This window comes from Chitinophaga arvensicola (assembly GCF_900110835.1).
GTDB classification, from domain to species: Bacteria; Bacteroidota; Bacteroidia; order Chitinophagales; family Chitinophagaceae; genus Chitinophaga; species Chitinophaga arvensicola.
The window spans coordinates 3,485,732-3,498,156 of record NZ_FOJG01000002.1 but is presented as its reverse complement, the minus strand read 5'-3'; the positions used below and the strand labels follow the sequence as shown (position 1 = coordinate 3,498,156).

Below are 12,425 nucleotides of genomic sequence, written 5' to 3'. Positions count from 1 at the left end.
GGGTCATGAATTTTTATACACGGAAATGGGTAAAGCCGGAGGATCTGAATGCACACGGAACTCTATTTGGCGGGAGTTTGCTGCGGTGGATCGATGAAGAAGCAGCCATTTATTCTATCATTCAGCTGGGTACCAATCGTTGTGTAACCAAGTACATGTCTGAAATCAACTTTATTAACTCTGCCCGTCAGGGCGATATTGTGGAACTGGGCATCAAGGCCATCCACTTTGGCAGAACCTCGCTCACCCTCACTTGCCAGGTAAGGAATAAGATTACCCAGAAAACCATTCTGACGGTAGACAAAATGGTATTTGTAAGTGTGGATGAGCAGGGCAAACCGGTGCCGCATGGCAGAACCGAGATCACCTATACGGATGAACGGCTGCGGGAAGAATAGTACTTATATTTTCAATCCGCCGAACATACTGAAGAGGATAATCCCCAATACGATAGTCGTGATAAGCACATACAGCCGGTCTTTTTCCAACGCAAATGCGATCAATGAGAAAAAGATACGGAGTATAGGTGTTGCCAGCATTACCAGTACGCCCAGTTGTATAATTTCTGTGGCGCTACCTTGTGCTACACCCTGGAAGATACCACGGAACGTAGTATAATCAGCTCCTTCTCCTTTAAATTGCGAATAGTCCGGTACACTGGCAGCGCCTTGCTGTGCAATGTAAAAGATGCCTCCCAGCAGCGCAATGCTGCAGGCAGTGATCACACCGGTTCTCAGCACCTGACCGATGAACAGTTCAATATCCCGGTCGCCAAGCATTTTCCTGAAAATATTCATAACGAATCAATTAAAACTGGTGATTAAATCCGTTATAAATCATTTCCAGCGCTACAAAAGTGATCGCCGCGGAGAAGATGATTCTTAACGTGCGTGGATTGATATAGGTGAGCAAACGCGCACCGGTAAAGGCGCCGCCGAGTACACCCAATACCACCGGGAAGGCAATCCCCGGATCGATATAACCTCTTTGCAGGTATACTACCGCACTGGCGGCAGCCGTTACACCAATCATGAAATTACTGGTGGTGGTACTCACTTTGAAAGGGATACGCATGGCGCCGTCCATGGCGAGTACTTTGAGAGCGCCGGAACCGATACCCAGCAGGCCTGATAATACGCCCGCGATCAGCATGATAGAGAAGCCTCCAACCACATTCTTCAGCTTATAGGCTACTTCGCCGGCCGGAGTAGGGTAGGTGCTATTCAATTTTAAAGTGTAGGATAATTTACTACCTGTTTGCTCAATATGTTCCGTTTTTTTACGGATCGTCATAGCTGCGGAGAAAATCAGGACTACGCCCAAAAGAATCGCAATGAAATTGACAGGTGTAAATACGGCGAGTAGTGCACCTCCTACAGCGCCCGCTGTGGTGGCTATTTCCAGGAACATACCCAACCTGATATTGGTGATGCCTTCTTTGATATACGCCGTGGCCGCGCCGGAAGAATTGGCGATAGAAGCCAGCAAAGCTGCACCGATGGCATACCGGATATCTACATGAAATACAAGCGTAAGTAAAGGAATGAGAATGACACCGCCACCAAGGCCGGTGAGAGAGCCTAAAAGCCCGGCCACATAAGCGCCTGCCAGCAGTATTAAGCTAAAGATCAGGATATTCATCTGATGTTGTTTTAATAATTATTGTCCAGTATATCTTCCATTACCTGCCGGGATAATTTGACATTGCCGCTTTTGATGGCTTTGTACAGCTGCTCGTGCAAATGATGGCTGATGGCGAAGTGACTGATGCTCTGTGTATCACGTTTGGAGAAGAAGTCGCGGATTACTACGGTGAAGCTGCGGAAGAGGTCTGCCAGCACATTGTTGCCCGATGCTTTTGCAATGGCGGTATGAAAAGCAATGTCTGCTTCCATACATTGCTGGTACTCTTGTTCGAGAATAGCCTGTTTCCGCTTTTCCAGCAAGGATTTCAGCTCATGCAGATCTTCCTTGGTATGGTTTTCTGCCGCCAGTTTTACGATCTCATAATCCAGCATGCGCCGCACCTGGTTGATTTCTTCAAAGTCGGCCCGGCGGAGGCGCTGGTCCAGCGATTCCGTTTGCACGGTTTCATTGACGAAAGTACCTGCTCCCTGCTGTACCCGCAATATGCCCGACATGGCGAGTGTTTTAATGGCTTCGCGGATGGTAGAGCGGCCTACTGCATATTGTACCATCAGCTCGGGCTCTGCGGGGATCTTCTGTCCGGGTTTATATTTCCCCTGGGAGATATCTTTCTGGATGGCGTTGATCACGCGATCCGATAATTTGGATGTCTGCTCCATAAAATTACATTTGCGAATACAAAGGTATGATGTTTATTTAAACATCTGATGTTTTATTTTTGAGAGGGGAGAAGCATAATTCCGGCAATACTTCAGCCTGTCGTACTAACGGGCAGAAGCAATGGGCAGGCATGGCACAATGATTGTGACCTTTGGGGTATGAAAAAAGCTACAATATCTACGATATGCCGTACTATCGGCCTTGGGGTGGTTACCGGAATGCGGAGCGCTATGGGCCCGGCATTCGCGAGTTATTTTGTTAGCCGCGATCCTTCTGAAAAATTGCGCAAATCACCGTTGGGATTTATGCAGCGACCCGCCACTTCGCGTTATCTGCAAACTATGGCAGCGGGGGAACTGGTAGTGGATAAAGCTCCCGGCATTGGTAATCGTATAGCCGCCACCGGTATTACCGGCAGGGCCCTCTCCGGTGCATTGGCCGGCGCTACTTTATACCAGGCCAAAGGAGAGAAAGCATGGAAGGGCGCATTGATTGGCGGTGCCGCAGCAGTGGCAGCAGCATACGTTTTCTTCTATTTACGCAGGGCTACCGGACGGAAATTACAGGTGAGAGATGCAGCCGTGGGCGGCGTGGAAGACGCTATAGCCGTAGGTATAGCGGCGTTATCCATCCGGAAGAAAAAATAACTGCGGGAATATTTTTTCACAATAGTTGTTTTATTTCAGAAAAAAACTACATTTGCATCCCGTTGAAATGATGCCTAATAGTATAATGGTAGTACGACAGATTTTGGTTCTGTTTGTCTAGGTTCGAATCCTGGTTGGGCAACAAATTGTTTGATCACTTTATCACAACAATAGATTTTTTGAACGCAATAGTCTATGGCTATTGCGTTTTTTAATATTCTACCGGCCATCAGCATAAGTGATTTGCAGCCGGGTGCTTCTTTTTAGAAAAGGTTGTTTAACTTTATTCCACTTTAGCCCTATATTTCGATGCGAGCATCTCTATACTTTTTCTTTACGGTTTTTTTCTGTCTGGTTTTCAATCAATTGTTTGGCCAGGCTGATTTCAATGCTCCAGATACTGTTTGTGTAAATGCACCGGTTGTGATCAAGAATACTTCCGTTGGAGCTACCAAGTTTTTATGGAATTTTTGTTCAGGTGGATTATATAATCCGCCCCAGGTGACTAATCTGGGAAATATCGGTGGGCATATGAGCCTTCCGGTATTTTTGGTAACCGCTAAAGATGGAAATGACTACTTCGCTTTTTATACAAATAACACCGGTAACCTGGTACGTTTATCTTTTGGCAATAATTTACTGAATACCCCTGTGTCTGAAGACCTGGGTACATTTGGAGGGCTTTTGACCAATACTACAGAAGGCTTGCAGGTGGTGAAAGATGCAACTGGATGGCACCTGGTGATAGTAGGAGGAAATGACCCCGGTTCGGCCAGGATCGTGAGACTGGATTTTGGAAATTCATTGTCAAATGCAGTAAGTGGTCAGCAGAATTGGGGAAACATAGGTGATCTGAATTACCCGGTTGATCTGTTTATTACACAGGAAAATGGTAACTGGTATGGATTTACAGTTAACTACTATAACAATTCTTTTACCCGTTTTGAATTCGGCACTTCTTTTAGTAATACGCCTGTTGCTACCAATTTTCGTAATGTAGGAAACCTGGATAATCCTACTGGTATTTTTCCCATTAAAGAAAATGGTGAGTGGTACATATTTGTTTCCAATGAAGGATCTTCCAGCATTACCCGGTTGGAACTCGGAGTTTCTCTTTCCAATACGCCAACCGGTACAAATTTAGGTAACCCTGGTAATGTATTGGCCGGCCCCCGGGATCTTTCCCTGATACATGATTGCGGAAATATATTTGCATTGGTAGTGAACAGGAGAACCAATGACATGGTAAGAATTGATTTTAAAGATGGGATCAAAAGTGAGCTTCCTGATGCGCTCACAGGTTCCGTGTTAACAACCAACGGAGATCTTAGTTTTCCGCATTCTATTTCCACTATTTTCCGGGAAGGCAATAACCTGTATGCCTTTATCACAAATGTGGCTACCAATACATTATCGCGGCTGGTATTTGGTAACTGTGACAATGCCAGTATTCCGTCTTCCACTGATAAGGAACCGCCTGTTTTCTTTTATAAAGAGCCAGGTATTTATACCGTTAATCTGTTGACCGATGAATTTACGCTCACGGAAAGTACTACCTGTAAGAATATTGTGGTGATGCCTTTACCAAAGCCGGATCTTGGGAAAGACGTGCTTGTTTGCGATGGCACTTCTTTAACGCTGGATGCCGGTTTGGGCTATAGCTCCTATAAATGGAACACGCTGGAAGTATCGCAAAAAATAGTAGTGAACCAGTCCGGAACATTTGAGGTAGAAGTCAGCAATGGTGGGTGTACAGCAAAAGACCAGGTAGAGGTAAAGTTTAGTGACCTGACGCTTACAAGCACCGTAACAGATATTGATTGTAACCATAAAGGTAAAATAGAACTCGCGCCCGCCGGTGGCGCCGTTCCTTATACTTTTTCACTTAATGGAGGCAGCGATCCTGTGGCAGATAAACTGCCGGTTGGTGACTATGCTTATAAAGTAACGGATAAAAATGGTTGTGAACTTACCGGAAGTTTAGCTATAAAAGAAATTGAAGAACGGATGCTCAAAGGAAGTGTTTCTTCCCAGCCGCCTTTGTGTAATGGCATCGCTGATGGTACCTTTACAGTGGCTGTAAACAGAGGAGTACCTCCTTTTGAATACGCGATAAAAGGCCAGGATTTCCAGTCACAGCCGGTCTTTAACGGGATCGGCCCGGGCAGTTACAAAATTTACATCCGGAATGCCGCATGCCTGGATAGTGTGCAGGTAAGTGTTTCCGAGCCAGCAGCATTGAATTTAAAAGTGCTGACTTCAGATGATCTGTGCGATAAAAAAACAGGTAAGGCTTTAACCACCCTGAACGGAGGTACGCCGCCCTACCGGATGTACTGGGACAACCTGTTGATCTCTTCGCCGACTGTCGAACACCTGGGCGCCGGTAATTATGACCTGAAGATAATCGATGATAATAATTGTAGTAAGGACACTATCATTACGATGTATAATAAATCTCCGGAGCGTGTTAAGATTCTTAATGACGATACAGAAATTACGATCGGGGAAACCATCAGATTAACTGCCACCAACGCACCCGATTATCAATGGACACCTGTCGAAGGTCTTAGCTGCTCCAATTGTGCCACACCGTTGGCGATGCCATTAAAAAATACAGTCTACATTGTAACCACCATCACAGGAGAGAACTGTATCAAATCGGATACGGTACGTATCGCAGTATCGAATGTATCGTCTTTGTTTGTACCTAACGCATTTACCCCAAATAATGATGGTATCAATGATGTTTTCAGGCCAAGGTTAAGAGGCGTAGCTATATACAAAATGTCCATCTTCAATCGCTGGGGCAACCTGATATTTGAAAGCAATGATCCAAAAATTGGTTGGGATGGCTATTACAAAAATGAGCTGCAGCCTGTAGGCGCTTATGTATACATGATTCAATACGCCTATTACGGCCAGGAAAGCCAGCTACAGATGAAGAAGGGAGCCTTTACACTGATACGCTAATACTTTTATTCCCGAAAAAATTATACTTTCTAAAAAACATTTATTAGTTTTATCCTACTAATATTGTAGACTATTTATATTTCGCTGCAGACGGATATTTGTCACTATTTGATCATCAAAATTATTATTCTATGCAGAAGCTTTACCCTTGTTGTTGTATAACCAACTGATAGCATTTCTGTTACTATTACTCCTTCCACCAGGGATCACCAGTATCTTAATTACGGCTCTAAATAGCCGCCGGCTATACTTTCTGCTCCTTACGACCGGGCAGCAGGGAAAGTAATGTCCTTCTTATATCTTCTTCATGATCCATTCAGCATGGGTCCAAACTACTATTGCATGATCCGAATCAATCAACCTGATTATTTGAAGCGGCTGGCTGTTACGATATGGCTGCTATGCCTGCTGGCGACTGCCTTTGCCCAGCATCCCAATATTACCATTGCCGGTAAAGTACTGGACGCCGATACAAAAGAACCTCTCGTAAGTGCTACTGTCCGTCTGCGGAATACAACGCACCAGGTACTCACCGACGAGCAAGGTGGCTTTCAATTCCTTACCGGGCAAGAGTTTCCGGCTACTGCACAGATCAGTTACATAGGGTATGAGCCGCAGGAAGTGATTATCAAAGGCAGTGCGCCGGTGATCGTGTTACTGAAAGCCGCTAACAGTAAACTCAGCGAACTCACCGTGGTGGGGTATACCCGCACAAAGAGCAATGCCCGCACCGGCGCTATTACCACGGTGGCAGCCAGCGATTTTTCCAGGGTGAACTCCACCAGTGTGGTGGAAAAATTACAGGGGCAGGTACCTGGACTCATGATTGCCAGTAACTCCGGCGTGCCAGGTACTTCTGTGTTGGTGCGACTTCGCGGCGCTACCTCCATTACCGCCGGTAATGATCCGCTCTATGTGGTAGACGGTGTGTTTATTAATACCGGCAATATGCAGAACCTGGGGCGTGGCCTCGGTGGACAGGTACCGAATCCTTTATCGGATTTAAACCCGGAAGATATCGCATCTGTTTCTGTGTTGAAAGATGCCAACGCTACTGCCATTTACGGCGCCCGGGGGGCAAATGGCGTGATCCTGATTACAACAAAACGTGGCGCCAAAAATTCCCGCTCTAAGGTGAGCTTTAACGCACAATATGGATTGGCACAATCCACCAATTTATGGGAACTGGTGACCGGCCCTGAACATGCGGCCATTGTAAATGCTGCTTCTACGAATGATGGCGTACCGGCCAACCTGCTGCCTTTCCGCCCTAAAGGACAGGCTGTGTCCGGGTTTCCGGCTTATGGCACACCGGAAGAACAACCAACCTACGATCGCCTGAAAGATGTATTCAGAACGGCCGTATCGCAGAAATACGGTGTAGCCGTGACCGGTGGAGATGCCAAAACAAATTTCTACCTGGGTGGTGATTATGAGTATACCCAGTCTACCTTAAAACTGCAGGATTTCAAACGTTACTCCCTGCGTGTAAACCTGGATCATACCGTTTCCAATGCGTTGAAAATTGGTACCAGTAATAGCCTTTCTTATGTGCCACGCAGGCTGGTAAGAGTGGGAGATGGCCCTGCGGGCCTGTTCCAGGCTGCCCTTCATACGCCGGTCTTTTATCCGTTGTATAACCCCGATGGCAGCTATTATAAAGTGGGCGTATTCGACAATGTATACGCGATTCTCAATAATTCTGATACCTATTCGTATAGCCTGCGGAGTTTGAACAGTATTTATGCGCAACTGGCCCTGCTGCCGGGACTGACCTTCAAATCCACTTTAAGCAGCGACTATGCCAACTATCACGAGAAGGCCTATTACAATACTTTCCTGGTATATGGACAACCTGCGGGAGAAGCCAACGATGTAACTACTACCAAAGAAACATTGATTGCAGAACAACTGCTGAACTATAATAAAAGTTTCGGATCGCAAAATGATCTGTCTGTATTCCTGGGTAACACGGCCCAGTTTACCAGCCAGGAAAGCGCTGCGTTAACCGGTACGGGTTTTCCGAGTGATCAGTTTAAAAGGATCACTTCTGCTGCCGTGCAAACCGCTTCTTCTTCCGGCTCACAATCACGGCTGATCTCCTTCTTCACCGGCGCCAACTATTTGTTCCACAACAAATACAGCCTGGATGCGAATATCCGTGCCGATGCTTCGTCGCGCTTCGGCCGTGATCATCGCTGGGGATATTTTCCTTCGGTAGGTGCAGGCTGGACGATCAGCCGGGAAGATTTCTTTCCGAAAAATGCGACGGTTACTGATCTGAAAATTAAATCCAGTTACGGGTTAACAGGTAACCAGAATATCGATGACTTTGCCTCCCGTGGTTTGTGGAATGGGGGTAAAAACTATTTAGAGCAACCAGGTACAGCACCCAATCAGCCGGCTAACCCGGATCTGAGATGGGAAACCACCCGGCAGTTTAATATAGGCATTGCCGGTAGTTTGTTTCATGATCGCCTGAGCTTTGAGGCAGATTACTATAGCAAGTATACGTCAGATCTGCTGCTGCCGGCTTCCATACCGGTTATCTCCGGGTATGGCTCTATTGTGAGCAATGTGGGCGCTATGAGCAACAAAGGCGTGGAGTTATTAATCAACTCTACGAATGTAGAAAGCAAAAACTTCTCCTGGAAATCTACATTCACTATTTCACATAACGTAAACCGCGTGGAGAAACTCCCTGATCCGATTACAGACGGTAGTTACGGTATGTATCGTATTGTACAGGGCTATCCTATTTATTCTTTGTACCTGTTTAATGAGCTGGGCGTAGATCCTGCTACCGGTAATGTGATTGATGAAGACGTAAGCGGACCTAAAGGTGTGCCCGATGGAAAGATCACCAACGACGATAAAAAGATTGTGGGTAACATCTGGCCGAAGTTTGAAGGAACACTTCGGAATACATTTACCTACAAAGGCTTTGATCTGAATGTGAATATCTTTTACAAGTATGGCAACAAGGTATTTAACTACACCCGCTATTTCCTGGAAGCAGGCGGCACACGCGGGGTTACCCGCTCTATTCAGAAAAGCGCGCTCAATTACTGGAAGCAACCCGGCGATGAAGGCGTTTTACCACGACCCACTTCTTTACCTAATCCTGATGGTAGCAGCAATTACAACGGCAATACCAGCCGCTTCCTGGAAGACGCTTCGTATATCCGCCTGCGTGATGTAACGATCGGTTATACTTTACCATCGAGATTATTGTCGAAGTACCGTATAAGCAATGTGAATATCTATGCTACCGCCAGCAACCTCTTTACCATCAGCAAATACAGCGGTCCGGATCCGGAAGCCAATAACTCCGGTGAAACCAACAGCATTGTACAGGGATTGGATTTTAATACCACCCCACAGCCCAAAACCTTCGCCGTAGGACTTCGCTTAACTTTATAAAATCAGTCATCATGACACCTAAATATTTATTTGTATTATTAGCATTACTCGCACTGGCTTGCAATAAAACACTGGATACGGAGCCGCAGGCGGCCATTGCAGATGAAACAGCCATTGTAGATAAGAAGTCCGCCCAGGCAGCGCTGATAGGCGTATACGACGGGTTACAGGGCTATGCCAGTACCAGCCTCATTGCGCTCGACCTGGCCGGTGATAATGTAGTGAACTATAACAACCAGAATGTAGTGGTGGCCACCAAAACTGCCGCCAACACGAGCGCTGGCTTTATTCCTATTTATACTACTATCAACCGCGCCAATTTTGTGATCAATAAAGTGCCTGTACTGGATGATCCTTTCTTTACCACAGAACAGAAGAACCAGGTATTGGGAGAAGCCTATTTTCTCCGTGGGCTGGCCTATTTCGACCTGGTGAAAACTTATGGCGGTGTACAGATTATACTGGACCCAACGAAATATATCGGGGTAAAACGCAGCACTAAAGAAGGAACGTATGCACAGGTACTCTCGGACCTGGATAAAGCAGAAAGCCTGCTAAAGGAAACATTGAACCGTAATCTGGCCAACCGCTTTTCTGTATATGCACTGAAAGCCCGTTTTTATTTGTATACGGAGCAATGGGAGCAGGCCGCCTTGTATGCGGGTAAAACGATCAGCAGTACCACTAATTTCTCCCTGGTAAAACCTTACTCCGCTTTCTTTACCGGTAAAAATACCACCGAGTCTATTTTTGAACTGGCTTTCAGTCCTTCGGATAAAAATACTTTTTATACCAATTGGCTATCAGCCGCAGAAGGAGGCCGCCGCGACTATATTCCTGCACGCCAGTTTATTAATGAACTGCTGGACCCTGCAGCAGGTGGCTCCCGCAAAAGTCTTATCAAACAACTCACCGATGGCTCCTGGGAGTTAATCCAGTATGGTAAACAGGACGGCTCCAGTTCTATTTTCATTCTGCGTATTGCAGAACAATACCTGATCCGGGCGGAAGCGCTGTTGAAGAAACCTACCCCGGACCTGGCAGGTGCAATCGCTGATCTGAATGCTATCCGCAGCCGGTCCGATGTGACCGGGTTTGTGCGGCTGCCGGAAACCACTGCTGGTGAGGTGTTGCTGGCCATCGAAAAAGAACGCCGGTATGAACTGGCTTTTGAAGGACACCGCTTTATTGATGTTGTGAGAACAGGCCGTGCGGGAGCTGTGTTTGGAGCATTGAATCCACAATTGAAAGATAGCCGTTTCTGGATCTTCCCGATTCCTCAGAATGCGGTGCTGGATGACCCGGACAACCTGGGTGGTACACATCAGAACCCCGGGTACTGATCAACAGACATTGAAGAGCTGTACATCTCCCTATGCGATTTACTTTTTTTAAAATAAAACAACCCTCATGAAACGTAATCTGTTATTATTATTTGCCCTGGTGGGTAGTATTACCGTGCTGGCGCAGCAGCCACCGGTGAAGATAAAAAAGACGGCCACCAAACATGGTCCGGAAAAAGGAACCCTGCTGATCATTGGTGGCAATGTAGGGACCACTGCTTCTATCTGGAATAAATTTACAGAGCTGGCTGGCGGAAAAGACAAAGCAAAGATTGTAGTGGTAACTACCGCTTCTGGTGATTCTGCGGCTTTTGATCAGCGGGATGTGGAAGTAGTGAAGAAACAAACCGGTATTAAGGATGTGACTTTGTTACATACCAGTGATCTGAAAGAGGCCAACAGTGAAAAATTTATCGCACCGCTGAAACAGGCTACCGGTGTGTATTTCGTGGGTGGCCGCCAGTGGCGTATTGCAGATTCCTACCTCAATACCCTTACACATCAGGCGTTCCTGGATGTATTGGACCGGGGCGGAGTAATTGCAGGTAGTTCTGCCGGCGCTTCCATACAAGGATCTTTTTTATGGAGAGGTGATACCAAAGGACCTGAAATACTGGTGGGTGATCATACCCAGGGATTGGGCTTCCTGAAAAACTCCGCTATCGATCAGCACCTGCTGAAACGGAACCGCGAATTTGACCTGGTAGATTTTATCCGCAAATCTCCACAACTGATCGGCATCGGGCTGGATGAAGCCACTGCCGTGATAGTTCAAAAAGATACACTGGAGGTGATCGGTAAATCGTATGTAGTGATCTATGATCACCAGACGATTGTAAGGAGTGAAAACAAACATATCACACCGGATAATAAAGAAGATTATACCGCCGCTTCCGGTCCTTTTTTCTTTTTGGGAGAAGGACAAAAATATGACCTCGACAACCGGAAAGTAATCCAGGCGGAGCGGAAAAGAGCGGTTACTTCCGACGATAACGAATAAAGATCTTCTTTTATAAACGGCAAAAAAGGTAAGACGGGTTAACGTTTTTCCTTTTTTGCCGTTTATCTTTTTTTGCAACAGCGATATTGATTTAAACTATATATTTACCCCCGCGCATTCCACATTCACCACAAAAAATTAATACGAGCCATGCCGGCCAACGAGGGGCTAACAGATGAAGAATTGTTGTTGTTGCTACAGTCGGATGACGAAACGGCGTTAACCGTTTTGTATAAACGGCATTGGCAACCACTGTTCCTGCAAGCCTACCAGGTACTGAAAGATAAGGAGGCCTGCAAAGATCTGGTACAGGAACTCTTTACAGAGCTATGGCAAAAATCCCGTCGTATCCAGTTAACCGTTTCATTAAAAGCATACCTGTCTGCCAGTATCCGGTATAAAGTGTTTCGTCATATCCGTCAAAACCCGGTGCGGGAGGAGTTATTTGACCACCTGGCCACGCGCATGGACACTGCATCCCCGGAGAGTGAACTGGCCGTAAAAGAGCTGCAAACCCTGCTAAACACGCTCATAGAAACACTTCCAGACAAATGCCGGGAGATATTCCGTATGAGCCGTGAACAACATCTTTCCTATAAAGAAATTGCCATCCGGCTCAATGTGTCCGTAAAAACAGTGGAAAACCAGATCAGTATTGCTATCCGTAAGCTGCGTTCGGCGCTGGGATATGTTTTGCTGCTGATCTTTTTTGTAAAATCTTAGACCTTTCCC

At 46.3% G+C, this 12,425-nt stretch carries 10 protein-coding genes and 1 tRNA gene; 8 read left to right on the top strand and 3 right to left on the bottom strand.

Features of this window, described 5'->3' with window-relative positions; translation table 11 throughout:
- Window positions 1-5 precede the first annotated feature (5 nt).
- Window positions 6-398, top strand: coding sequence for an acyl-CoA thioesterase (locus BMW79_RS31145; protein WP_089902829.1), 393 nt, complete (start codon window positions 6-8; stop codon window positions 396-398).
- Window positions 399-401: 3 nt separating this feature from the next.
- Here the strand turns inward: BMW79_RS31145 and BMW79_RS31140 are convergent, their stop codons facing one another.
- Genes BMW79_RS31140 through BMW79_RS31130 form a run of 3 tightly spaced genes read right to left on the bottom strand, consistent with a single transcriptional unit; the run spans window position 402 to window position 2,306 of the window.
- Window positions 402-797: a DUF1634 domain-containing protein gene (locus BMW79_RS31140; RefSeq protein ID WP_177192405.1), complete on the bottom strand. Its 396-nt coding sequence runs from the start codon at window positions 795-797 to the stop codon at window positions 402-404.
- Between the two features lie 10 nt (window positions 798-807).
- Complete coding sequence (locus tag BMW79_RS31135; protein ID WP_089902826.1) at window positions 808-1,641, bottom strand: sulfite exporter TauE/SafE family protein; 834 nt, start codon at window positions 1,639-1,641, stop codon at window positions 808-810.
- Window positions 1,642-1,652: 11 nt separating this feature from the next.
- On the bottom strand, window positions 1,653-2,306 hold the full coding sequence (locus BMW79_RS31130) for a FadR/GntR family transcriptional regulator (protein WP_089902824.1): 654 nt from the start codon (window positions 2,304-2,306) through the stop codon (window positions 1,653-1,655).
- A 159-nt stretch (window positions 2,307-2,465) separates the two neighbouring features.
- Between BMW79_RS31130 and BMW79_RS31125 the strand changes: the two genes are divergently transcribed.
- The 7 genes from BMW79_RS31125 to BMW79_RS31095 all read left to right on the top strand — a co-directional run bounded on the left by BMW79_RS31125 (window position 2,466) and on the right by BMW79_RS31095 (window position 12,416).
- Window positions 2,466-2,954 (top strand): DUF4126 family protein, encoded by a 489-nt coding sequence (locus BMW79_RS31125; RefSeq protein ID WP_089902820.1) that lies wholly within the window; start codon window positions 2,466-2,468, stop codon window positions 2,952-2,954.
- A gap of 71 nt (window positions 2,955-3,025) precedes the next feature.
- A tRNA-Gln gene (locus tag BMW79_RS31120) sits at window positions 3,026-3,096 on the top strand.
- 359 nt (window positions 3,097-3,455) lie between these two features.
- Window positions 3,456-5,927, top strand: a complete 2,472-nt coding sequence (locus tag BMW79_RS31115; RefSeq protein ID WP_177192404.1) for a gliding motility-associated C-terminal domain-containing protein — start codon at window positions 3,456-3,458, stop codon at window positions 5,925-5,927.
- Between the two features lie 342 nt (window positions 5,928-6,269).
- Window positions 6,270-9,350, top strand: coding sequence for a SusC/RagA family TonB-linked outer membrane protein (locus BMW79_RS31110; protein ID WP_218150484.1), 3,081 nt, complete (start codon window positions 6,270-6,272; stop codon window positions 9,348-9,350).
- Window positions 9,351-9,361: 11 nt separating this feature from the next.
- Window positions 9,362-10,693: a RagB/SusD family nutrient uptake outer membrane protein gene (locus BMW79_RS31105; RefSeq protein ID WP_089902809.1), complete on the top strand. Its 1,332-nt coding sequence runs from the start codon at window positions 9,362-9,364 to the stop codon at window positions 10,691-10,693.
- A gap of 67 nt (window positions 10,694-10,760) precedes the next feature.
- On the top strand, window positions 10,761-11,693 hold the full coding sequence (locus BMW79_RS31100; RefSeq protein ID WP_089902806.1) for a cyanophycinase: 933 nt from the start codon (window positions 10,761-10,763) through the stop codon (window positions 11,691-11,693).
- A 150-nt stretch (window positions 11,694-11,843) separates the two neighbouring features.
- A complete protein-coding gene (locus BMW79_RS31095) occupies window positions 11,844-12,416 on the top strand; it encodes an RNA polymerase sigma-70 factor (protein WP_089902804.1) in 573 nt (190 codons plus the stop codon).
- Window positions 12,417-12,425: the final 9 nt, after the last annotated feature.